Annotated in this window: 26 protein-coding genes and 1 pseudogene; 19 read left to right on the forward strand and 8 right to left on the reverse strand. The window is 67.3% G+C overall.

Annotation, left to right across the window (positions count from 1 at the left end; translation table 11 throughout):
* Positions 1-146 precede the first annotated feature (146 nt).
* Positions 147-1,025, forward strand: coding sequence for a 3-hydroxybutyryl-CoA dehydrogenase (locus EV278_RS19710; protein ID WP_132095206.1), 879 nt, complete (start codon positions 147-149; stop codon positions 1,023-1,025).
* A gap of 3 nt (positions 1,026-1,028) precedes the next feature.
* Here the strand turns inward: EV278_RS19710 and EV278_RS19715 are convergent, their stop codons facing one another.
* Both EV278_RS19715 and EV278_RS19720 read right to left on the reverse strand, forming a co-directional pair.
* Positions 1,029-1,409, reverse strand: coding sequence for a type II toxin-antitoxin system VapC family toxin (locus tag EV278_RS19715; RefSeq protein WP_132095207.1), 381 nt, complete (start codon positions 1,407-1,409; stop codon positions 1,029-1,031).
* Positions 1,409-1,642, reverse strand: coding sequence for a hypothetical protein (locus EV278_RS19720; protein WP_243692276.1), 234 nt, complete (start codon positions 1,640-1,642; stop codon positions 1,409-1,411). The genes EV278_RS19715 and EV278_RS19720 overlap by 1 nt, the downstream gene beginning before the upstream one ends.
* Positions 1,643-1,775: 133 nt before the next feature.
* Between EV278_RS19720 and EV278_RS19725 the strand changes: the two genes are divergently transcribed.
* Positions 1,776-2,459 (forward strand): hypothetical protein, encoded by a 684-nt coding sequence (locus EV278_RS19725; protein WP_132095211.1) that lies wholly within the window; start codon positions 1,776-1,778, stop codon positions 2,457-2,459.
* A 130-nt stretch (positions 2,460-2,589) separates the two neighbouring features.
* Complete coding sequence (locus EV278_RS19730) at positions 2,590-3,588, forward strand: alpha/beta hydrolase (RefSeq protein WP_132095213.1); 999 nt, start codon at positions 2,590-2,592, stop codon at positions 3,586-3,588.
* A gap of 25 nt (positions 3,589-3,613) precedes the next feature.
* On the opposite strand, the gene feoB is transcribed toward EV278_RS19730, so the two are convergent.
* The gene (feoB, locus tag EV278_RS19735; RefSeq protein ID WP_132095215.1) at positions 3,614-5,485 is read right to left on the reverse strand and encodes a ferrous iron transport protein B; all 1,872 of its coding nucleotides are present in this window, start codon (positions 5,483-5,485) and stop codon (positions 3,614-3,616) included.
* Positions 5,486-5,489: 4 nt separating this feature from the next.
* Positions 5,490-5,825, reverse strand: a complete 336-nt coding sequence (locus tag EV278_RS19740) for a FeoA family protein (RefSeq protein WP_207905534.1) — start codon at positions 5,823-5,825, stop codon at positions 5,490-5,492.
* A gap of 153 nt (positions 5,826-5,978) precedes the next feature.
* On the opposite strand from EV278_RS19740, the gene EV278_RS19745 reads away from it, so the two are divergent.
* The 6 genes from EV278_RS19745 (at position 5,979) to EV278_RS19770 (ending at position 8,964) form a co-directional block, all read left to right on the forward strand.
* Entirely contained in the window at positions 5,979-6,155 is a 177-nt protein-coding gene (locus EV278_RS19745; protein ID WP_132095217.1) for a CopG family transcriptional regulator, read from the forward strand.
* A 23-nt stretch (positions 6,156-6,178) separates the two neighbouring features.
* Positions 6,179-6,466: a type II toxin-antitoxin system RelE/ParE family toxin gene (locus EV278_RS19750; protein WP_132095219.1), complete on the forward strand. Its 288-nt coding sequence runs from the start codon at positions 6,179-6,181 to the stop codon at positions 6,464-6,466.
* A gap of 166 nt (positions 6,467-6,632) precedes the next feature.
* Complete coding sequence (locus tag EV278_RS19755; protein WP_132095221.1) at positions 6,633-7,892, forward strand: EAL domain-containing protein; 1,260 nt, start codon at positions 6,633-6,635, stop codon at positions 7,890-7,892.
* A 41-nt stretch (positions 7,893-7,933) separates the two neighbouring features.
* Positions 7,934-8,113: a CopG family transcriptional regulator gene (locus EV278_RS19760; protein WP_132095223.1), complete on the forward strand. Its 180-nt coding sequence runs from the start codon at positions 7,934-7,936 to the stop codon at positions 8,111-8,113.
* The gene (locus tag EV278_RS19765; RefSeq protein WP_132095225.1) at positions 8,101-8,373 is read left to right on the forward strand and encodes a type II toxin-antitoxin system RelE/ParE family toxin; all 273 of its coding nucleotides are present in this window, start codon (positions 8,101-8,103) and stop codon (positions 8,371-8,373) included. Before EV278_RS19760 ends, EV278_RS19765 begins: the two co-directional genes overlap by 13 nt.
* A gap of 66 nt (positions 8,374-8,439) precedes the next feature.
* Entirely contained in the window at positions 8,440-8,964 is a 525-nt protein-coding gene (locus tag EV278_RS19770; RefSeq protein WP_132095227.1) for a hypothetical protein, read from the forward strand.
* 98 nt (positions 8,965-9,062) lie between these two features.
* On the opposite strand, the gene EV278_RS19775 is transcribed toward EV278_RS19770, so the two are convergent.
* Positions 9,063-9,467, reverse strand: coding sequence for a hypothetical protein (locus EV278_RS19775; RefSeq protein ID WP_132095229.1), 405 nt, complete (start codon positions 9,465-9,467; stop codon positions 9,063-9,065).
* A gap of 95 nt (positions 9,468-9,562) precedes the next feature.
* Between EV278_RS19775 and EV278_RS19780 the strand changes: the two genes are divergently transcribed.
* Positions 9,563-10,030 carry a GNAT family protein gene (locus tag EV278_RS19780; RefSeq protein WP_132095231.1) on the forward strand — a complete coding sequence of 156 codons (468 nt, stop codon included), beginning with the start codon at positions 9,563-9,565 and terminating at the stop codon, positions 10,028-10,030.
* 207 nt (positions 10,031-10,237) lie between these two features.
* On the opposite strand, the gene EV278_RS19785 is transcribed toward EV278_RS19780, so the two are convergent.
* Both EV278_RS19785 and EV278_RS19790 read right to left on the reverse strand, forming a co-directional pair.
* Positions 10,238-10,582 carry a hypothetical protein gene (locus EV278_RS19785; protein WP_132095233.1) on the reverse strand — a complete coding sequence of 115 codons (345 nt, stop codon included), beginning with the start codon at positions 10,580-10,582 and terminating at the stop codon, positions 10,238-10,240.
* Positions 10,583-10,671: 89 nt separating this feature from the next.
* On the reverse strand, positions 10,672-11,295 hold the full coding sequence (locus tag EV278_RS19790) for a glutathione binding-like protein (protein WP_132095235.1): 624 nt from the start codon (positions 11,293-11,295) through the stop codon (positions 10,672-10,674).
* Between the two features lie 103 nt (positions 11,296-11,398).
* On the opposite strand from EV278_RS19790, the gene EV278_RS19795 reads away from it, so the two are divergent.
* The 3 genes from EV278_RS19795 (at position 11,399) to EV278_RS19805 (ending at position 13,638) form a co-directional block, all read left to right on the forward strand.
* Positions 11,399-12,037, forward strand: coding sequence for a TetR/AcrR family transcriptional regulator (locus EV278_RS19795; RefSeq protein WP_132095237.1), 639 nt, complete (start codon positions 11,399-11,401; stop codon positions 12,035-12,037).
* 192 nt (positions 12,038-12,229) lie between these two features.
* Entirely contained in the window at positions 12,230-12,955 is a 726-nt protein-coding gene (locus EV278_RS19800) for a methylated-DNA--[protein]-cysteine S-methyltransferase (RefSeq protein ID WP_132095239.1), read from the forward strand.
* Positions 12,952-13,638 carry a 2OG-Fe(II) oxygenase gene (locus EV278_RS19805; protein ID WP_132095241.1) on the forward strand — a complete coding sequence of 229 codons (687 nt, stop codon included), beginning with the start codon at positions 12,952-12,954 and terminating at the stop codon, positions 13,636-13,638. Before EV278_RS19800 ends, EV278_RS19805 begins: the two co-directional genes overlap by 4 nt.
* Positions 13,639-13,812: 174 nt before the next feature.
* Here the strand turns inward: EV278_RS19805 and EV278_RS19815 are convergent, their stop codons facing one another.
* The gene (locus EV278_RS19815; RefSeq protein ID WP_132095244.1) at positions 13,813-14,853 is read right to left on the reverse strand and encodes an NAD(P)-dependent alcohol dehydrogenase; all 1,041 of its coding nucleotides are present in this window, start codon (positions 14,851-14,853) and stop codon (positions 13,813-13,815) included.
* Between the two features lie 227 nt (positions 14,854-15,080).
* Here EV278_RS19815 and EV278_RS19820 point away from each other — a divergent pair, with 227 nt between their 5' ends.
* The 6 genes and pseudogenes from EV278_RS19820 to EV278_RS19845 all read left to right on the forward strand — a co-directional run.
* Complete coding sequence (locus EV278_RS19820) at positions 15,081-15,941, forward strand: TIGR01459 family HAD-type hydrolase (protein ID WP_132095246.1); 861 nt, start codon at positions 15,081-15,083, stop codon at positions 15,939-15,941.
* A 34-nt stretch (positions 15,942-15,975) separates the two neighbouring features.
* Entirely contained in the window at positions 15,976-16,401 is a 426-nt protein-coding gene (locus tag EV278_RS19825; protein WP_132095248.1) for a MaoC family dehydratase, read from the forward strand.
* Between the two features lie 198 nt (positions 16,402-16,599).
* Positions 16,600-17,556, forward strand: a complete 957-nt coding sequence (locus EV278_RS19830) for a bifunctional riboflavin kinase/FAD synthetase (RefSeq protein WP_132095250.1) — start codon at positions 16,600-16,602, stop codon at positions 17,554-17,556.
* Between the two features lie 206 nt (positions 17,557-17,762).
* Positions 17,763-18,014: a hypothetical protein gene (locus tag EV278_RS19835; RefSeq protein ID WP_243692277.1), complete on the forward strand. Its 252-nt coding sequence runs from the start codon at positions 17,763-17,765 to the stop codon at positions 18,012-18,014.
* 380 nt (positions 18,015-18,394) lie between these two features.
* Entirely contained in the window at positions 18,395-18,928 is a 534-nt protein-coding gene (locus tag EV278_RS19840; protein WP_132095252.1) for a hypothetical protein, read from the forward strand.
* Positions 18,925-20,537, forward strand: a pseudogene (locus EV278_RS19845) (hypothetical protein); the annotation flags it as partial. The gene EV278_RS19840 and the pseudogene EV278_RS19845, both read left to right, overlap by 4 nt.

Consider the following 20,537-nt stretch of genomic DNA (forward strand, 5'->3'; position numbering starts at 1 on the left):
CCGCTCGACCGGCCGTTTGCGCTGCGTCGCAGCAAAGCCTTGGCGACTGTGGGGTTGCTCGTGCTAGAAAAGCGGGCATGAACGCCGGGCCGGGCGCGACGCCAGGCCTCGCCGCAAAACAAGGCCCAATAGCAAGGCTTGTCTGAATGACGGATATCAAGACGGTCGGCGTGATCGGCGCCGGCCAGATGGGGTCGGGGATCGCTCATGTCGTCGCCCTGGGCGGTTACGACGTGCGCCTGCACGACGTCTCGCGCGAGCGCATCGACGCCGGCCTGGCCCTGATCGAGAAGAACCTGGCCCGCCAAGTGCATCGCGGCATCATCGACGACGCGGCCATGGGCGCGGCCCTGGCGCGGATCTTGCCCGCCGAGGACCTGGCCCTGGTCGGGGCCACCGACCTGGCCATCGAGGCGGCCACCGAGAACGAGGAGATCAAGAAGTCGATCTTCCGCAGCCTGCAGCCGCACCTGGGCGAGAACACCCTGCTGGCCTCGAACACTTCGTCGATCTCGATCACGCGGCTGGCCAGCGCCACCGACCGTCCCGAGCGGTTCATCGGCCTGCACTTCATGAACCCGGTCCCGCTGATGAAGCTGGTCGAGATCATCCGCGGCATCGCCACCGACGTGCCGACCTACGAGCGCGCCGTGGCCTTCGCCAAGTCGCTGGGCAAGATCACCTCCAACGCCGAGGACTTCCCGGCCTTCATCGTCAACCGCGTGCTGGTGCCGATGATCAACGAGGCGATCTACACCCTGTACGAGGGCGTGGGCACGGTCGACGCCATCGACACCGCCATGAAGCTGGGCGCCAACCACCCGATGGGCCCGCTGGAGCTGGGCGACTTCATCGGCCTGGACACCGTGCTCAGCATCATGAACGTGCTGCACGAAGGCCTGGCCGACAGCAAGTACCGCCCCTGCCCGCTGCTGGTGAAGTACGTCGAGGCCGGCTGGCTGGGCAAGAAGGCCGGCCGCGGCTTCTACGACTACCGCGGCGAGGTTCCGGTTCCGACGCGGTAGGGGCTACCAGACTATTTCGACGTCATACGCCGAGAAGGCCTGGTCCCTGGTCATGATCGGGATTCCTCTTCGCGCGCCCTGGGCGATCAGCAGCCTATCCCAGGGATCGCGGTGGTGACGCGGCAGCCTTCCGGCGGTCACCGCATCTTCGGACGCGATGTCCAGCCAGTCGAACCCTTCGGCGAATACCGCGCCAATCAGATCTTCAGGCATCCGTTGAAGCAATGGATCGGCTGAGCGCTTGAACTCAATCTCATAGGCGCTGACGACGCTGACCAAGACTTCGACACTGTCGGCATTGAGCAAGTTCTGACTGTGAGACGACAGCCACGACGGCTCAGTAAGCCACCAGATCAACACATGTGTGTCGATCAGAAGCTTCATTATTCAGGAAAGATCGGCCCGTCGGCGGCGTCTTCCAACTCGGGGTCGGGCCGCAGGAACAGGTCCGGGTCCCGAAGCTTGCCCAGATGCGCCCAGGCGCCGGGAACACGCTTTCGGGGCGCCTCAGCCGCCTTTTTCAGGGCGTTCACTTCGGCCAGCGCCTCGCCGTCACGTGTCAGCACGAAGTCCTCGCCCGCGTCGATGTGGGCGAGAAGTTCGGCCAGGTCGGCCAAGTCGGCGACATTGACACGGATCGTCATACCTCAGGATTAGCACAGAACGGTTCTGGTCGCCATTCGCCGCCTTCCCGGTCGCCCGATCCGCAAACCCGTGTTACGCAAGCGTTCCACCTCGGGGGAGCTGGCCTTGCGCAATCTCTATCTCGCCTTCCTGCTGGCGTTCGCCGTCACGATGTTCGGCTTCTTTCCCAGCTTCATGGGCGGGATGGGCCCGCTGGACCCGATCCGCATCGTCCACGGCGCCCTGGCCACCACCTGGATGGCCCTGCTGGTGGTGCAGAGCTGGCTGATCGGCCACGGCGGCAACCGCCTCCATCGCTGGATCGGCCGCGCGTCGCTGGTCATCGCCCCCAGCCTGGTGATCAGCGCCGCCGTCGTGGTGCATGACATGCTGGGCCCGCGGTCGCATTTCGACGTGCCGCTGCGCCTGACCCTGGCCTGGATCGACGTCTGGTCGCTGGCGCTGTTCAGCCTGCTGTATGGTCTAGCGATCGCCTGGCGGCGCACCCTGTTCCTGCACGCGCGGTTCATGGCCTCCACCGTGTTCGTCGCCCTGCCGCCGGCCCTGGGACGGGCCTACGGCATGAACATCCCGTCGCTGAACGGCCTGGCCGGCGCCCTGCCGCCCAGCTTCTGGACCGTGGAGGCGGTGCTGGTCGGGCTGATCCTCTGGGACGGCCTCAAGGGACGCTGGCTGACGCCGTGGTGGCTGACCCTGGCCGCGATGCTGGCCATCCACCTGACCATGTTCCAGGCCCCGACCTGGCCCGCCGTCGTGGCGGCGGCCCGCCTGTTCGGGCTGCCGGGCTAGGACGGATCGACATTTAAAGGACCGCCCTCCTCAAACGCCGTCATTTCGGGCTAGAGCTAACCGAGACTCCCCGGCGACTTCGCGCTAGGCTTGCATCCACGACAGGGCGCAGGACCGGGGAGACGGCGACATGGCCGCGTTCATGATTTCGCTTCGCGCCAAGGCCGACGGCAGCAAGATCGGCCCGGCCCGCTACCTGCGGATCGGCGACGACGGGGCCCAGACCGCGCTAAGTCCCACCGCCTGGCGCAAGGCGGTGCTGGACAGCTTCACCGAGAAGACCCCGCAGGGCCTGCCGCGCGGCGACCTGCTGTTCTATGTCCACGGCTTCAACACCAGCTTCAAGGACGCCCTGAAGGGCGACGCCGACAATCGCGCCAAGCTGGCGGCGCATGGCTGGACCGGGGTCTATGTCAGCTACGACTGGCCGTCGCTGGGCGAGACCCTGGGCTACTACGCCGACCGCAGCAACGCCCGGGCCAGCGCCAACGCCTTGATCGACTCGGCCCTGACCATGTTCGTCGGCGCCATCGTGCCCGACTGCCAGGTGCGGGTCAGCATCATGGCCCACTCGATGGGGGCCTTCGTCGTGCGCCAAGCCTTCAGCTGGGCCTATCAGGACGTCAAGACCAACGCCAAGGCCTGGTCGATCTCGCAGCTGCTGCTGGTGGCCGGCGACGTCTCGCAAGGCAGCCTGTCGGCCGACCAGGACGGCGGCCGCTGGTTCAACAAGTACGCCGGCCGCACCACCCTCTATTCGAACCGCTTCGACAGCGTGCTGAAGATCTCGGACCTGAAGAACGGCGAGCCGACGCCCAGGGCCGGCCGGGTGGGCCTGCCGGCCGACGCTCCCGCCTCGTTCTGCGACATCGACTGCAGCGCCCTGTTCAACAGCCTGGACCTGAGCCTGGCCGAGCGGGTCAACCCGGCCACGGCCCACTGTTTCTACTTCAAGCAGGACGCCTTCTGGCGCGACGCGGTGCTGACCCTGGAGGGCGGCATCGACCGCCACGTGATCCCGACCCGCGCCCTGCTGGGGACCACCGACAACCGCTTCACCCTGAAGACCAAGCCGATCACCGCAACCGAGTACCAGGCGGCGCTGCAACTGGCCCAGGCGGGGAACTAGAGCCGAAGAACGCGGGTAGCCGCCACTACCCCGCCCCCATCGCCACGGCCACGTGGTAGACGGTGAACGAGGCCAGGTAGGCCAGTCCGGTCATGTAGAGGAACATCACGGTCGGCCACAGCCAGCCGTTGGTCTCGCGCTTGACCACGCCCAGGGTCGCCGCGCACTGCGGGGCGAACACGTACCAGGCCAGGAACGACAGGGCCGTGGCCAGCGACCACTGGTGCGACAGCAGGACGCCCAGGTTGGTGCCGGCCTCGTCGTCGCCGCCCACGGCGTAGACGGTGCCCAGAGCCGCCACCGCCACCTCGCGCGCCGCGAAGCCGGGGATCAGGGCCACCGTCATCTGCCAATTAAACCCAATGGGTTGCATCAGGGGGGCGATGAAATGCCCGATCCGGCCGGCGAAGCTGTAGTCGATGGCCGGTCCCGTCGCCCCTTCCGGCGGATAGGGGAAGGTCGACAGCACCCAGACCAGCACCATCAGCGGCAGGATGATCCGGCCGGCCCGCTCGATGAAGATCCGGGCCCGGGTCCACAGGTTCATCAGCACGTTGCGCGGTTCGGGCCAGCGATAGGTCGGCAGCTCCATCATGAACGGCTCGACCGTACCACGCCAGAAGACCTTGCGGATCACGAACGAGACGAGCAGGGCGCTGACGATGCCCGAGGCGTAGAGGCCGAACATCACCAGCCCGGGCAGCGACAGGCCCCAGACCTTGGTGTGGGGGATGAAGGCGGCGATGATCAGGGTGTAGACCGGGATCCGCGCCGAACAGGTCATCAGCGGGGCCACCAGGATGGTGGTCAGCCGGTCGTGCTTGTTGTCGATCACCCGCGTCGACATGATCCCGGGGATGGCGCAGGCGAAGCTGGAGAGCAGCGGGATGAACGCCCGGCCGTGCAGGCCCGCCCCGCCCATGATCTTGTCCATCAGGAACGCCGCCCGGGTCATGTAGCCGCTGTCTTCCAGCACCAGGATGAAGAAGAACAGGATCACGATCTGCGGCAGGAAGACCAGCACGCTGCCCACCCCGGCGATCAGGCCGTCGGTGATCAGGCTCTGGATCAGGCCGTGCGGCAGGACGGCGGCGACGCCGGCGCTCAGGGCCGCGAAACCGGCCTCGATCAGCCCCATCAGCGGCTCGGCCCAGGTGAACACCGCCTGGAACATCACGAACAGCAGCAGGCCCAGGATCGCCAGCCCCGCAACCGGGTGCAGCAGCACCGCGTCGACCTTGCCGGTCACCGTGTCGGGACGCTCGGGCGGGCGCACGCAGGCCTTGACGATCCGCTGGGCCTCGCGGTGGGCGGCGCGGATCTCGGCGGCGGTCGGCTCGCGCCAGACGTTGTCGTGCGCGCCCGTATGACTGACGGCCAGGGCGTCGGCCTTGGCGACCAGCTCCTCCAGGCCGCGCTTGCGGGTGGCGACAGTGGTGACGATCGGCGCGCCGATCTCGGCCGACAGCCGCTCCAGGTCGATGCGCAGGCCCTGGCGCTGGGCGATGTCGTACATGTTGAGCGCCAGCACGAACGGCCGCCCCACCTGCTTGAGCTCCAGCACCAGCCGCAGCACCAGCCGCAGGTTGGTGGCGTCGGCCACGCAGATCAGCACGTCCGGCGCCTGTTCGCCCGACAAGCGGCCCAGCACCGCGTCGCGGGTGACCACCTCGTCGGGGCTGCGGGCCCGCAGGCTGTAGGTGCCGGGCAGGTCCAGCACGTGGGCGCCGCGGCCGCCGGGCAGGGTCAGCACGCCTTCCTTGCGCTCGACGGTGACGCCGGCGTAGTTGGCCACCTTCTGGCGGCTGCCGGTCAGGGCGTTGAACAGGGCGGTCTTGCCGGAATTGGGATTGCCGACCAGCGCCAGGCGCGCGGGACGGAGAGCAGCGTCGGTCAAGGCGTCAGGCCTCTTCGAACTGGACGGTGACGGCGGCGGCCTCGCGGCGGCGCAGGGCCACGCGCATGTCGTCGATGCGGACGGCGATCGGATCGCGGCCGAACAGGCCCTCGTGCAGCACCTCGAACAGCGCCCCCTCGACGAAGCCCATCTCCAGCAGCCGGCGCTCCAGCTCCTCCGGATCGATGGCCTCCGACCGCCCCGTCTCGCCGCCGACCCGCACGATCACCCCCCGCTGGCCCTTGCGGGCCTGGCTGAGCGGGCTCTCGGCGCCCCAGTCGCCTTGGGGGACGGCGGGGATTTCCGTGAATTCGGAGGCTAGGCTGAGGACGTCGGACATGGTCGCACCAGGAAAACTTGCGAACGATTATCAGTCCAAGGTCACGCTGTCATGCGGCGATTGGATGGCGCGGTGTCTCATGAGCTCAGCGCTCCGCCCCGGTCCAGGCGCTGGCGGGCTGCTCAAGGCCTCTTTCCGTGCTAGGCTGACCGCATGAAGCGCGAACCCGCGATCTTTGACGATATCGATGAGGCCCACGACGCGGCGGCGATCGCCGAGGCGCGCGCCGAGATCGCGGCGGGCGAGTTCGTCAGTCATGAAGCCGTCAAGGCCTGGCTTCTGTCATGGGGAACCCCGGACGAGCTCCCGCCTCCGAAGGTCGGTCAATAGCCTCCGGAACCTCGCGCCTGCACATGACGGACGCCTTCCCCTTCCGAGTCATCTGGTCTCCAAGGGCCATTCGGGATCTCGCCGGCATTCGCGCCTATATCGGCCAGTTCGCGCCGCTCGCGGCGCAACGGTTCACGGCGCGCTTGGTCACGGTCGTCGAGAGCCTGGCCCAGAACCCGAACAGAGGCCGGCCGCTCGGCGACAACGTGCGGGAACTGACCGTCGTCCGCCCCTATCTGGTGCTCTACGAAGTCAAGGCGGGGAGCGTCCATGTGCTCCACATCCGGCACGGCGCCCAGCAATCGGATTGACGATGCAGGATGCGTTGAACCCCTGATCCCGCCAGCCCTCCCCGCGCGTTCACGAACAGATGATTTGTGGTTAAGGCGCGGCGTAATGGCTCAGAGTCGTTAATCTGTTCGACTCACGGCCCGCGCGACTCGCATACTGAGCTTGACGATTCGTAGGGACCCTCGAATGCGAAGGCTGATGCTGGCGCTGCTGACCGGCGCCTATCTCTGTCTGGCCTTGGTGGTCTCCCTCGCCCTGTGGCGGATGGGAGCCGCGCCGGCCGTCGGCCTGGCCGCCTTCATCGGCGCCATGGGCCTGTGCTTCGCCGTTCATGCGGTGATCGCCAACGCCCTCCAGGGCGCGGCCCTGCGCGTCGACATCGAGACCATCCGCGAGGCCCACGGCATCCTGCTGGAGCAGGTCGAGAAGGTCGACGCCCGCATCACCGGCCTGCTGGAAAGCGTCGCCGACGACGCCCAGCGCCGCTCGGCCGAGCTGACCAGCGAGGTCCACCAGCTGGAGGACCTGGTCGTGCGCATGAGCGAGCGACTGGAGCACCAGCTGAGCTACCAGGTCGAGGTGGCCCGCGCCGAGCCGCGCGGCCGCTCGGCCCAGTCCAACGCCCTGATCGAGGTGGTGCAGGACGCCCTGGCCGAGAACCGGGTCGACCTCTACCTGCAGCCGGTGGTCAGCCTGCCCCAGCGCCGCACCGTGTTCTACGAGAGCTTCTCGCGCCTGCGCGACGACACCGGCCGGATCATGATGCCGGCCGAATACCTGGCCGTGGCCGAGCCCGAGGGCCTGACCGCCGCCATCGACAACCTGCTGCTGTTCCGCTGCGTGCAGATCGTCCGCCGCCTGGCCAAGCAGGACCGCAAGGTCGGGATCTTCTGCAACATCTCGCTGGCCAGCCTGTCGGACGAGGTGTTCTTCGCCCAGTTCCTGGAGTTCCTGCAGGTCAACAAGGACCTGCACGGCGCCCTGATCTTCGAGCTGGGCCAGCAGGCGTTCAACGACCGCGGCCCGGTCGAGGCCCGCCACATGGCTCGCCTGGCCAGCCTGGGCTTCCGCTTCAGCCTGGACAAGGTCACCGACCTGGACCTGGACTTCCAGGACCTGGCCCGCGCCGACGTCAAGTTCCTGAAGGTCGGCGCCCAGATGATGCTGGACCAGCTGGAGGAGCAGGACGGCAAGCTGGTCATCGCCTCGCTGCCCGACCTGAACGCCGAGGACTTCGCCGGCCTGACCCGCCGCTACGGCATCGAGGTGATCGCCGAGAAGGTCGAGCACGAGCGCCAGGTGGTCGACGTGCTGGAGCTCGACATCGGCTACGGCCAGGGCCACCTGTTCGGCGAGCCCCGCGCCATCCGCGACTCGATCATCGCCGAGGCCGACCCGCCCCAGGACTTCATGCGCGGCGCCCTGCGCCGGCGGGCGGGGCGGTAGGGCGTCTCTTCGGTTCGCCGAAACCATGCTAGGCTGCCTTCATGTCGAAGCCTGAGCCCTCCCTTTTCGACCAGATCGACGACGACGCCGAAGCGGCGGCCGATGCGCGCGCCGACGCCGACATCGCGGCGGGGCGGACCATCAGCCATGAGGCGATGAAGCGCTGGCTTCTTTCCTGGGGTACGCCTGACGAAAGCCCGGCTCCGAAGTGCGGCGAATAGTCTGGACGGACGAGGCTCGCGCCAACCTCCAGGCGATCCGGAACTACATCGCCCAATTCAGTCCGTTGGCCGCCCAGCGCTTTTCCATGAGGCTGGTCACGGCGGCGGAAGACCTGGCGGAAAACCCGGACAGGGGACGCAGCGTCGGGAACGGCCGCCGAGAACTCGCGCTCATCCGGCCCTATCTGATCCGCTACAGGGTGGAGACCGAGGCCGTCTTCATCCTGCGGATCAGGCACGCCGCCCGCAAACCCGACTAGCTTCGCCGTTTGACGCCGCGACCGTCTCCACCCTAGGGTTGTTTCACGACAAAAGGGGAACTCGTCATGCAGGCCGGACCGCCGCCCGCCTCGTCGCCGCCCGTGGCCGCCCAGCCCAGCACCGTCAAGGGCGCCAGCGCCACCATGACGGTCGCCGCCAGCGACATGCGGCTGGTCCTGACCAAGGCCCGGCGGGCCGAAAGCGCCATGGTCCGCCAGCAGGTGTTCCTGCGCTACGATGTTGATCGCAAAGTGCCTGACGGCGCCGACCAGCGGGCGGCGCAATGCGGCTGGCGGCTGCGGGCCTATCTGCAGCGGTCGATCTGCTTTTCGTCGATGACCGGCCTGCTCAGCTGCACCGACCCGTCGTCGGACGAGTTGCCCACCGGCGAGAGCGGCGCGGCCGACCAGGGCCAGGATCAGGCCGCCAGCCCCTGCGACCTCAACTTCCCCCCGGCCCGCGAGGCCCGCGATCGGGTGATCGCCGCCGTCAAGGCCGACGCCCAGGCCCGGTTCGACGAGGACTACGCCCTGAACGTCAAGCCGCAGCTGCTGGCCTCGGGCGTCAAGATCACCAAGCCGAAGTCCTAGAGCAAATCGCGCGATTCAGGAATCGCACGATTTGCTCTAGGTTTGTGTTTTCGCATCGCTTTTGCGGAAAACCGGCATCCACTTTTCCGCGCGATGCTCTAAACGGCGCTTGGCGCCGGCTTGGACGCGGGCGCGGGCGCGGCCTTCACCGAGGCGTCGGCCGACGCGCCGGAGCCCCACTTCGTCCCGCTGGAAAACTCGAAGGCGACTCCGGTCTTGGCGGCCTCCTTGCCCAGATCGATCAGTTCGACGGCCGACAGACCTACGGGCTTGGTGAAGGCGGCGCGTTCGCGACCGTCGGCCAGCTTCTCGAGGTGCGCCTGCACCGGCGGGTCATACAGCTTGTACTGGGCGATCAGCGCCTCGACCTTGTGGGGCGGACCGGTCAGGACCACGCTGGTCGAACTGGAGCCCTGCCCGCAGGCGGCCAGGAGGCCAGCGGCGGCGATCGCCAGGGCGGCGAGGCTGGAGCGGGGCGCATGCGCGTTCAAGATCCTGGCCATGCGACCCTCGCGTTGAGAGCGCCAGTTTGGACCGAAGCTCCGCCGCGAGCAACCCGGCGTTGCGGGCGCGGGGGCCGGTCTCTACAACCCCGCCCATGCTGATCGAAGCCGCCGACGCCCATTTCGCCGCCCTGCTCGCTGGAGAAGCCCCCGACGGCCTGGCCGTCGCCGAGGGCGGGATCGAGGCGCCGGAGGTGCTGGCCATGCTGCGCGCCCTGTCGGCCGAGGTCGGCGAGAGCTTCCACCCCAACGCCTGGCTGATCGTCGAGGACGGCGAGGTGGTGGGCCTGACCTCGCTGGTCCGCACGCCCTATGTCGGCGACACGGTGATGATCGGCTACGGCGTCGCCGCCTCGCGCCGCCGGCGGGGGATCGCCCGGCGGGCCGTGGCCGACCTGCTGGCCTGGGCGCGGGCCGACCACCGGGTCAGGACCGTCACCGCCGAGACCTCGATCCACAACGGCCCCTCGCATCGGGTGCTGGAGACCAACGGCTTTCAGCGCACCGGCGAGCGTGAGGATGATGAGGACGGGCCGCTGTTCTGCTGGTCGGTGGAGGTGTAGCTTTTCAATTCCGCTGATCCCGGCGAACGCCGGGACCCAGATGGAATGGCTTTGAGGTGGGTGCCTCAAGCTCAGAACTGATCCCGCCCGCCCCACCGCTATGGGATCTGGGTCCCGGCGTTCGCCGGGATGAGCGGATCAGAATGGACCGAAAAAGCGGGGACGCGGGTGAGCCCGCGTCCCCAGGGTCCTCCTCCGAGGTAGGGGTCAGCGCGCCGCGGCGAGTTCCGACGCGGGCGGGGCCTTGGCGATCTGCACCGGGTTGCACTGGGCCAACTGGGCGTCCGACAGGGTCACGCCGCGATAGCCGAAGCCGGTGATCGGCCCCAGCTCGCGCGCCAGGCGCTTGCAGCTGCGCAGGGGCGGCAGCGACTTGACCTGGGTCGAGCGGCAGGTGTCGCCCTTGCAGCGCCAGACCGCGCCGTCGAACACGACATGCTCCTGGGCGGCCGGCGCGCTGAGGGTCAGCCAGCCGTTCTGGGCCTTGGTTTCGGCCATGGCGGGGCCGCCCGTCGCGGCCAGGGCCGCGACGGCGATGATGAAGCTACGCATGGGTCATCTCCTGGGGAGTGGAGGTTTGGGGCTAGGCTGGGGACAGGCCCATGGGCCTGTCCCCAATTCGCCTCCGTCCTAGGTCCCGGCTAGGCCGCGGCCTTGAACAGGGTGAATTCCTCGTCGAAGGCCCTGGCCACCGAGGGCCGGGTCTGCAGCCGGTCGCGATAGGCGGCCAGGGCCGGATAGGGCGAAAAGTCGATCGCCAGGTAGCGGGCCCAGGTCAGCATCACGAACAGGTAGCCGTCGGCGACGCTGAACTTGCCGGCCAGGAACTCGCGGCCCCGCAGGTGGGCGTCGAGATAGGCCAGGCGTTCGGTCAGCGCCTCGCGGGCGAAGGCCTTGGCCCCGTCCGGCGCGGTCTTGCTCAGCAGGGCGATGAACGCGCCGGTGTGCAGCTCCGAACCGATGAAGCTGAGCCAGCTTTGCACCTTGCGCCGTTCGGCCCCTTCGGCGGGGATCAGGCCGGCGGCCGGGAAGCGGTCGGCGATGTACTGCAGGATCACCGGATTCTCGACGATCAGCTCGCCGTCGTCGGTGCGCAGCACGGGCACCTGGCCCATGGCGTTGACGGCCAGGAATTCGGTTCCGTCCTCGACCACCTTGGGCCGGGCCTTGGTGTCGACCTTCAGGAAACGGATGTCGGCGCCCGCCTCGTAGGCCGCGATCCGCGTCGCCATCGAGCAGGCCATCGGGGAGAAATACAGATCCATCGAACCCTCCGTTGCTTTTTCATACTGTTTCGCATAAAAATAACGATGGTCAAGGAATAAAGTGCGAAACGGTACAAAAACAGAGCCTGACCCGGAGAGTCCGATGTCCGAACAGTCCGCCAAGCGCCGGGGCCGCCCCCGCGCCTACGATCCGGAAGTCGCCCTGGCCAGGGCCACCGAGACCTTCTGGGAGCAGGGCTACGCCGGGGCCTCGCTGGACGACCTGAGCGCCGCCACCGGCATGAACCGGCCCAGCCTGTACGGGGCGTTCGGCGACAAGCAGGCGCTCTTCAAGACGGCGCTGGACGCCTACATGGACCGGTCGCGCGCCGCGATGACCGAGGCCTTCCGGGGCGGCGGCTCGCTGGGCGAGGTGCTGACCCGGATCTACCGCACGGCCCTGGGCTTCTACCTGTCGGGCGACGCGGGCGGGCGCGGCTGTTTCCTGACCAGCGCGGGCCTGGGCCAGGCCGTCATCGACCAGGAGGTGCGCCAGACCGTCGCCGACGGCCTGCACGAGCTGGACCAGGCGATCGAAGCTCTGATGAAACGCCGGCAGGCTCGGGGCGAGCTTCCGCCCACGGTCGATCCCGTAGCGCTCGGCCGCGTCGCCAGCATGATGATGAACGCCCTGTCGGTCCGCGCCCGGGCCGGCGAGACGCGCGAACAGCTGGAGGCGACGATCCCGGTCATGGTCGCGCTGATCTGCGGGCCGCCCGATAGACGGGACGAGCGCTCGTGAGCCGCCCTCGTCCTTCGACAAGCTCAGGACGAGGGCGACTTTAATGCGGCTGAATTCGAATGCCTCATCCTGAGCTTGTCGAAGGACGAGGCATTCGCGCCGTGGCGCCGAGCGCCTGCAAGGAACAGCAAGCATCGGAATGACGCCCCAGGTCATGGCGCGCATGCTCCTTCCCACGAAAGGAGACCGACCATGACCGCTTCCAACTTGCTGACCGACGACGCGCGCTGGGAGGCCATGCGCCGCCGCGACCGCGACCTCGACGGCGCCTTCTTCATCGCCGTACGCACCACCGGCGTCTACTGCCTGGCCAGCTGCGCCGGACGGCCGCTGCGCAAGAACGTCGAGTTCCACGACAGCCGCGAGAGCGCTCGCGCGGCCGGCTTCCGGGCCTGCCTGCGCTGCAAGCCGGACCAGCCGCGCGAGACCCTGCGCTGGGCCACGGTTCCCACCAGCCTGGGCCTAGCCCTGGTGGCCCGGTCGGAGGCCGGCCTGCGGCTGGTGACCCTGGGCGACGACGAGACCGTGCTGGTCCGCGACCTGGAGCGCCGCTTCCGCTCGGCCCGGCTGACGCCCGATCCGGACGGACTGGAGGCCGAGCTGCGCGCCGTGGCCGCCGAGATCGACGGCCGGGGCGCGGCGCTGGACCTGCCGCTGGACGCCCAGGGCACGCCCCTGCAACGGGCCGTCTGGGCGGCGCTGCGGGCCATCCCGGCCGGGACCACCGCCTCCTACGCCGAGGTGGCGCGGGCCATCGGCCGGCCGGCCGCCGCCCGGGCCGTGGCCCAGGCCTGCGGAGCCAATCCGCTGGCGGTGCTCACCCCCTGCCACCGGGTGGTGCGGGCCGACGGCGGCCTGTCGGGCTATCGCTGGGGCGTCGAGCGCAAGGCCAGGCTGCTGGCGCGCGAGGCGGCATGACCCTTGACTGGTCCCGCATCGCCGCCGACCTCGACGCCCAGGGCTGGGCCCTGACCGGGCCGCTGCTGAAGCCCGAGACCTGCCAGCGGATCGCCGGCCTCTACGACCAGGAGGCCGGCTTTCGCAGCCGGGTGGTGATGGCCCGTCACGGCTTCGGCCAGGGCGAGTACAAGTACTTCAGCTACCCCCTGCCCGACCCGGTGCAGCGGCTGCGCCAGGGCCTGTACGGTCCGCTGGCCGCCGTCGCCAACCGCTGGGCCGAGATGCTGGGCGAGGATCGGCGGTTTCCCGAAAGCCTGGACGACATGCTGGCCCGCTGCCGCACGGCGGGCCAGGTCCGGCCCACGCCCCTGCTGCTGACCTACGGCCCGGGCGACTACAACTGCCTGCACCAGGACCTCTACGGCGAGCACGTCTTCCCGCTGCAGGCCGCCTTCCTGCTGGACGAACCCGGCCGCGACTTCGAGGGCGGCGAGTTCGTGCTGGTCGAGCAGCGCCCGCGCCAGCAGTCACGACCCCAGGTCGTGCCGCTGAGGCAGGGCGAGGGCGTGATCTTCGCGGTCCGCGAACGCCCGGCGACGGGAACGCGCGGCGTCCACCGCCGGGTGCTGCGCCACGGGGTCAGCACCGTGCGCGCGGGGCGCCGGCGCGTGCTGGGGGTGATCTTTCACGACGCGACGTGAGCGGCGGGACGCCCCCTCCGTCGCGATGCGTATTCGCATCGCGCCACCTCCCCCAGAGGGGGAGGATCTACGGGGCGATAGCTGCTCCCCCTCCGGGGGAGCTGTCGCGGAGCGACTGAGGGGGTTCGTGGCGCGGTTGGGGACAGGCGACATGCGCCTGTCCCCAGGACCAACCTACAGCGTCGACATGTCGATCACGAACCGATACCGCACGTCGCTCTTCTGCATGCGGGCGTAGGCCTCGTTGATCTGGTCGATGGCGATGGTCTCGATGTCGGCGACGATGCCGTGCTCGCCGCAGAAATCGAGCATCTCCTGGGTTTCCTTGATCGAGCCGATCATCGAGCCGGCCAGGGTGCGCCGGCCGGGGATCAGGGCGAAGGCGTTCAGGGTCGCCGGCTCCTCCGGGGCCCCGACCAGCACCATGGTCCCGTCCACCTTCAGCAGGTTCAGATAGGCGCCCCAGTCCAGCGCCGCCGACACGGTGCAGATCAGCAGGTCGAAGGTCCCGGCCAGGGTCTCGAAGGTCTTGGGATCGCTGGTGGCGTAGTAGTGGTCGGCGCCCATCTTCAAACCGTCTTCCTGCTTGGACAGGGTCTGGCTCAGCACCGTGACCTCCGCGCCCAGGGCGTGGGCCAGCTTGACGCCCATGTGGCCCAGGCCGCCCAGGCCGAGGATCGCGACCGTCTTGCCGGGGCCGGCGTTCCAGTGGCGCAGCGGCGAATAGAGCGTGATGCCGGCGCACAGCAGCGGCGCGGCGGCGTCCAGCGGCAGGCTGTCGGGGATCGACAGCACGTAGCCTTCCTTGACCACCATGTGGTCGGAATAGCCGCCATAGGTCGGCAGGTCGCTGCCCGGCTCGAAGCCGCTATAGGTCAGGATCAGGCCGGGCATGTACTGCTCGCGGTCCAGGTCGCGGGCGGCGCAGGTGGTGCAGCTGTCGACGAAGCAGCCGACGCCGACCCGGTCGCCTTCCTTGAAGCGGCTGACCTTGGACCCGACGGCGGTGACCACGCCGGTGATCTCGTGGCCGGGCACGATCGGATAGACGCTCTGGCCCCAGCCGTTATCGACCATGTGAAGGTCGGAGTGGCAGACGCCGCAGTGCTTGATGGCGATGACGACGTCGTCGTCATTGGGCTCGCGGCGGTCGAAGGTGAAGGGGGTCAGCGGCGCGGACGCGGTCGCGGCCGCGTAGCCTTTGGCGATGGCCATCGGAAAATCCTCGAAGGTTCAGGGGGAGATGAACGCGGGGGGTGTGCCACGCGGAGCCCGCCGGGCGGTAGGCCGATCCTGCCCGCTTGATGCACGATCCTGCCAATCGCGGGCCGCCGATCCGCAAGCTTGACCTTTCCGGCGCCTCCAAGCTGGCCCTCGCGCCGCCGCGTCCCTACATGCCCTGACGTTGACGCGCCCGTCTCCGCCCGGTACCGCCCCTGTCCATGACCGACCTGCCCCCTGGCCTCTCCGCCCTCGCCGACCGCTACGACGTGCTGCTGTGCGACGTCTGGGGGGTCATCCACAACGGGGTCGAGAGCTTCCCGGACGCCTGCCGGGCCCTGGTCGAGTGGCGGGCCCGCCGCGGGCCGGTGATCCTGATCTCCAACTCGCCGCGCCCGTCCGAGCACGTGGTCGAGCAGCTGGACCGCCTGGGCGTGCCGCGCGAGGCCTGGAGCGCCTTCGTCACCTCGGGCGACGCCACCCGCACCCTGCTGGCCGCCCGCGCCCCCGGCCCGGCCTGGATCGTCGGCCCCGACCGCGACATGCCGCTGTATGACGGCCTGGGCCTGGAGACCGCCGGCCCCGAGAACGCCGCCTTCGTCGCCGTCACCGGCATGGTCGACGACGAGACCGAGGTCCCCGACGACTATCGCGACCGCCTGGCCATCGCCGCCGAGCGCGGCCTGACCCTGATCTGCGCCAATCCCGACCGGGTGGTGCAGCGCGGCTCGCGGCTGATCTATTGCGGCGGCTCACTGGCCGACCTCTACGAGGTGCTGGGCGGCGAAGTGCTGATGGCCGGCAAGCCCTACAAGCCGATCTACGACCTGGCCCTGGCCGAGGCGCAGGCGCTGAAGGGCGGCCCGGTCGACCGCTCGCGGGTGCTGTGCATCGGCGACGGGGTGATCACCGACGTCAAGGGCGCCCACGACGAGGGCCTGGCCTGCCTGTTCATCGCCAAGGGCATCCACGGCGAGCACGCCATCGGTCCCGACGGCCGGCTGGATCCGGCCAAGGTCGAGGGCCTACTGGCCGCCGAGCGGGTGGGCGCGACCCACGCCATGGCCGACCTGGTCTGGTAGGACCGACCGTCGGGCACAGGAAGAAAGGGGCGTCATGCCGGGACTGTTTCTCGAGGATCTCAGCGTCGGCCAGTCCGCCGAGTTGGCCCGTGTCGTGGCCGAGGCCGACATCGTCGCCTTCGCCCAGGTGACCGGCGACACCAACCCCGTGCACCTGGACCCCGACTACGCGGCGACCACCAGCTTCGGCGAGCGCGTCGCCCACGGCATGCTGTCGGCCGGTTACATCTCGGCGGTGCTGGGCACCAGCCTGCCCGGCCCGGGCGCGGTCTATCTGTCGCAGTCCCTGGCCTTCAAGCGGCCAGTGCGGATCGGCGACGCGGTCACCGCCCGCGCCACGATCACGGCCATCGACGCGGCCAAGGCCCAGGTGACCCTGGCCACCACCTGCCGGGTGCGCGGCAAGGCCGTGGTCGACGGCGAGGCCGTGGTCCTGGTCCCACGCAAGCCCGCCGCCTGAGGACAAAGAACTCAAATGCCGCGCCACCCTTTTTCCGCTCATCCCGGCGAATGCCGGGACCCAGATCCCAAGGCGTCCGAGTTGATTGGAAAGGCTCCGCGCCCCTGGAGCCCAGCTCAGAGCCATTCCATCTGGGTCCCGGCATTCGCCGGGATGAGCGGATCGGGGTTAAAGGCCAAACTGGCGTAAGGACGTCCCATGCCCCTGAAGACCATTCACGGCTGGAAGGACCTGCCCGAAGAGGATCGCGGCGCGGCCGTGGCCCTGGGCAATTTCGACGGCGTGCACCGCGGCCACCAGCAGGTGATCGCCCAGGCGGCCAAGGCGGCGCTGGCCGGCAGGCTGCCGCTGGGCGTGGTCACCTTCGACCCGCACCCGCGCCGGCTGTTTCGCCCCACCGAGCCGGCCTTCAAGCTGATGACCCACGGCCAGCAGGCCCGGGCCCTGGAAGCCCTGGGCGTCGACCTGCTGTACCTGCTGCCGTTCGACTTCGAGATGGCCAGCTTCGGCGACCGCGAGTTCGTCGAGAAGGTGCTGGTCGGCGGCCCCAATGGTCAAGGATTGGGCGTGAAGCACGTGGCGGTCGGCTTCGACATCTCGTTCGGCCGCGGCCGCACCGGCAGCGCCGAGCTGATGAAGGCCTATGGCGCGGAATACGGCTTCTCGGTCTCGGTGGCCGAACCGGTCGCCAACCGCGAGGGCGAGAAGTTCTCGTCGACCGGCGTGCGCGACGCCCTGCGCGACGGCCACCCCGAGGGCGCCGCGCGCATCCTGGGCCGGCCGTTCGCCATCGAGGGCGTGGTCCGCCGCGGCCAGCAGCTGGGCCGCCAGCTGGGCTTCCCCACGGCCAATGTCGAGGTCGAGGACTATGTGGTGCCCAAGCTCGGCGTCTACGCCACCCGCACCCGCCTGCCCGACGGCCGCGAGGTGCCCGGCGTGGCCAACCTCGGCAACAACCCCACCACCGGCGAGGTCGAGACCCGGCTGGAAACCTGGCTGTTCGACTTCGACGAGGACCTCTACGGCCAAGTCATCGAGACCGACCTGATCGCCTTCCTGCGCCCCGAGCTGAAGTTCGACAGCATCGAGCTGCTGGTCGAGCAGGTGCTGCGCGACGAGGTCGCGGCCCGGGCGATCGTCGCGCCGGCGTTCTAAGAGGCTCAGAGTCCGGCTGTTCGGCGCCCCGCCCACGGTGACGCTTGCCCGATCGCCTCCTGATGGAGGTTAATATTGTCGGATATGCGACTTAATCAGGCACAGCCTCGTCTCCAACTCGGGAAAATACGGATAACACCGATTTTTCGCCATGGACGCAAGCCGCGACCCAACCTACACTTTTAGCGTCAGTGTTGGAGGGGCCAGTGCGGACCGAGGTTCGAACGAAAGACCTGTGGCGATCGGCGCGGCGCGCCACCCGCCTGCTGCTGCCGCCCCGGCCGGCCCTGACCTCGCTGGAGGGCAAGATCCTGGCCTCCGCCTGGACCCTGGCCGCCCTGACCACCCTCAGCGTCGCCCTGGCCCAGGGCCTGCGCATGTTCCTGTTTTCGGCCCTGGCCGTCCTGTTCGGCACCCTGGCGGCGCTGTGGATGCTGGACGGCCTGGCGCGGCGGTAGGGATGATCCCGGGCGTTATTGCCGTTGCCGTATCGGCCAAGGACCCGAGGGCCGCCGATCCGGGACCAGGTGGAAACTGCGCGACCTGGGGTGCGCCGCCCCCGTAGGCGCCACCCGCTACGGCGCGCTGAACCGGCGGATGATCCAGGCCTCTTCAGATGCGATCACCGATGAAAAAGAGCTCGGCGCTTTCCCGTCAAGGTGAAGCCACCTTTGACGCGACTTAGGGTTGACGGACGGCCGGCTTTGCTGTCGGCTGGCCTGAGCGCTTCGGTCGAGATCGTGACGGGGAAACGGCGGGTGATTGAGTTCGTGTGGTCGCCGGTGGCCAAGAGGGTCAGCGAGGCGGGGCGGGAGCGGTGAGGGGAAAGGTTTGGTTCGTGTCCACGGCAATGGTGCTCGCTGGCGCGGGGCTGTGGCTCCTTCTCGCACCATCTGCAAATATTTCAGCTTCTGGACAACTGGGGTGTGAATTTCACGATATTGGCGCCAACGAATTTACGGCCGTAGTTCGAGATTTGGAGAAGGGTGCCTCGGGTGAATGCACGCCAAATGGTAAAGAATATTTGGTAATAGTAACGCCAAAAACAAAGAAATACTCCGCCCTCGGCCCTATTGACGAGAGGTCGTTTTCGTTAACCGGCAAAGAGATCAATATAAGATCGATTACTTCCGAATTTGAAGAGGGTGCTAGCGTCAGGTTCTTCGAAGGGGGCAGCGCTAGACCAGTATACCCGGGAGGAAGTTTATCCCCATACTATATATGCAAGAATGATTCGTGTCTCGTTTCCTACGTTGACGGCGATCATGTTGTAAATGTCGTTTGGAGAAACAATGGTGACGATGTGTTGATTGAGAGCGTCGCCAGAAATTCCCAGGCCTTTGTAAGGTGGAATGTGGATAAAGTTAAATGACTGATTCTGCCAGCATCATGAATGATAAGCTTAATTTATACAAGTCATCTAATCAGAGATACTTGGGCTACCTATATTTGGATTCCCAAATACGCTCTATGCCGAATTTTTGGCTAAATTTTGATCTTGTGAGACTTTCGGCATGGTTAAGAACTGCTGCCCAGATAAACGCGCCATCATCATATATTTTTTCAAGTCAGGACGGGGCTGACTATAGGGATCTTAATACCTCGAAGTGGTTTTGGAAAAATTTTATATTTAAGTTTAATACAAAGGCGGCCTTTTATGGCCAGCAAGATCTCACGCTAAACATGAGCGGTCAGCAGATTAGCGATAATCTTGCAGACAGTGTATTTTCTTTGTTCGTGTCGAAGGCGGCAAGCGGCCAGGTTCCAACCGGCCAGGAAATTGGAACTCAGGACGTCTTCACTTCGGTGGCGCAGGCAGGCAATCCGCACTGGGCCTGGGCGGGCGGCCCTATAGGGCAGATTGTATTCAATTTTCCTAATCCAATCGAGAATTATAGCGATTTCCTCAACTGGTCTGCTGTTTCAGGGCGGACGGTGATTGAGATGGGGGGAGACGCCGCGCTTGCGCCATTGGCAGCATCCACCAATCCTGCCGATCGGATCGCTGCTGCAACGCTGAAGCTGTCGCTCGATTTTGAAACTCTTTATCGCATGTACGCCAAGACAAAAGGTGGCGTGACGAGGATTGCCGATATTCGTGTTGATGGATTGACCCCCGAGGAGTTTCTCGCAAAGCGGGTCAAAGAAATTGAAAAGATGAAAGCAGACTATGAGAAAGGTGTCTACAACGCCTTTTTTTATAGTCAGATTGGATCTATTGCTGGGTCATCTCTTGGGCAATACCTTGGCGGCAGCAACGCCGTTAAGGGTATAGTATATAGCAGCGTTTTGGGCGAAGTTGGCGAGCGACTGGGGGCGGCTCTCGCGTCTGGAAGCCTGGCCGAAGCCGTGATGCCCTTGGCTACGACCAACGGCCTTGCAGTATTCGGAGAACAGATCGCTATTCGGGCCGGGCAGGCCGCGATTGGCTCTGTCAGTTCTTGGCTCTCGATGGAGCTTGGTGAAGCGCTCGGCCTGCAGGGCTTTGGCGCTGAATTGTTCACAACGGCTGGAAGCTACGTCACTGCCAAAGTCATTGGCAACCTCCTTGATTCCACCCTCGGCTCGACCAAGATCTTCAGCGGCTTCGTTACTCAGGTCACCGGCGGCAGTACGCCGTCAACCTCAGGAGCTGGACTAGCCGGCGCCGTCGGATCCTTCCTTGGCGCTAAACTCGGCGCCATGGTGGTCAGCCCCCAGACGCAGGCGGGGGTCGCGCTGTCCTCGATTGGTTCAGCCTTGGGGAGCTACCTTGTTTATGCCCGTTGGGGGGCGCAGCTAGGGAGTATCATTCCCGGTCTGGGCAATACCATCGGCGCCTTCGTCGGCTTCGTGCTCGGGGCGCTGATCGGCAACCTGTTCGGCAAGAGGAAGCCCAAGGTCCCATCGGCCAGCGCCGAGACGGTGCTGCAGATCCCCTATGCCCGCTACGAGCTGGGCGCGGTGACGGTGACCAACAACGGCAACCGCGACCTGGTCAC

The sequence above is a fragment of the Caulobacter sp. BK020 genome (genome assembly GCF_004342605.1).
In the GTDB taxonomy this organism is placed as follows: Bacteria; Pseudomonadota; Alphaproteobacteria; order Caulobacterales; family Caulobacteraceae; genus Caulobacter.

Excerpts from the sequence above, each read along its gene's own strand:
- EV278_RS19710 (WP_132095206.1), top strand. The coding sequence starts at position 147 with ATGACGGATATCAAGACGGTCGGCGTGATCGGCGCCGGCCAGATGGGG.
- EV278_RS19715 (WP_132095207.1), bottom strand. The coding sequence starts at position 1,409 with ATGAAGCTTCTGATCGACACACATGTGTTGATCTGGTGGCTTACTGAG.
- EV278_RS19730 (WP_132095213.1), top strand. The coding sequence starts at position 2,590 with ATGGCCGCGTTCATGATTTCGCTTCGCGCCAAGGCCGACGGCAGCAAG.
- EV278_RS19740 (WP_207905534.1), bottom strand. The coding sequence starts at position 5,825 with ATGTCCGACGTCCTCAGCCTAGCCTCCGAATTCACGGAAATCCCCGCC.
- EV278_RS19745 (WP_132095217.1), top strand. The coding sequence starts at position 5,979 with ATGAAGCGCGAACCCGCGATCTTTGACGATATCGATGAGGCCCACGAC.
- EV278_RS19750 (WP_132095219.1), top strand. The coding sequence starts at position 6,179 with ATGACGGACGCCTTCCCCTTCCGAGTCATCTGGTCTCCAAGGGCCATT.
- EV278_RS19755 (WP_132095221.1), top strand. The coding sequence starts at position 6,633 with ATGCGAAGGCTGATGCTGGCGCTGCTGACCGGCGCCTATCTCTGTCTG.
- EV278_RS19760 (WP_132095223.1), top strand. The coding sequence starts at position 7,934 with ATGTCGAAGCCTGAGCCCTCCCTTTTCGACCAGATCGACGACGACGCC.
- EV278_RS19770 (WP_132095227.1), top strand. The coding sequence starts at position 8,440 with ATGCAGGCCGGACCGCCGCCCGCCTCGTCGCCGCCCGTGGCCGCCCAG.
- EV278_RS19775 (WP_132095229.1), bottom strand. The coding sequence starts at position 9,467 with ATGGCCAGGATCTTGAACGCGCATGCGCCCCGCTCCAGCCTCGCCGCC.
- EV278_RS19780 (WP_132095231.1), top strand. The coding sequence starts at position 9,563 with ATGCTGATCGAAGCCGCCGACGCCCATTTCGCCGCCCTGCTCGCTGGA.
- EV278_RS19785 (WP_132095233.1), bottom strand. The coding sequence starts at position 10,582 with ATGCGTAGCTTCATCATCGCCGTCGCGGCCCTGGCCGCGACGGGCGGC.
- EV278_RS19790 (WP_132095235.1), bottom strand. The coding sequence starts at position 11,295 with ATGGATCTGTATTTCTCCCCGATGGCCTGCTCGATGGCGACGCGGATC.
- EV278_RS19795 (WP_132095237.1), top strand. The coding sequence starts at position 11,399 with ATGTCCGAACAGTCCGCCAAGCGCCGGGGCCGCCCCCGCGCCTACGAT.
- EV278_RS19800 (WP_132095239.1), top strand. The coding sequence starts at position 12,230 with ATGACCGCTTCCAACTTGCTGACCGACGACGCGCGCTGGGAGGCCATG.
- EV278_RS19805 (WP_132095241.1), top strand. The coding sequence starts at position 12,952 with ATGACCCTTGACTGGTCCCGCATCGCCGCCGACCTCGACGCCCAGGGC.
- EV278_RS19815 (WP_132095244.1), bottom strand. The coding sequence starts at position 14,853 with ATGGCCATCGCCAAAGGCTACGCGGCCGCGACCGCGTCCGCGCCGCTG.
- EV278_RS19820 (WP_132095246.1), top strand. The coding sequence starts at position 15,081 with ATGACCGACCTGCCCCCTGGCCTCTCCGCCCTCGCCGACCGCTACGAC.
- EV278_RS19825 (WP_132095248.1), top strand. The coding sequence starts at position 15,976 with ATGCCGGGACTGTTTCTCGAGGATCTCAGCGTCGGCCAGTCCGCCGAG.
- EV278_RS19830 (WP_132095250.1), top strand. The coding sequence starts at position 16,600 with ATGCCCCTGAAGACCATTCACGGCTGGAAGGACCTGCCCGAAGAGGAT.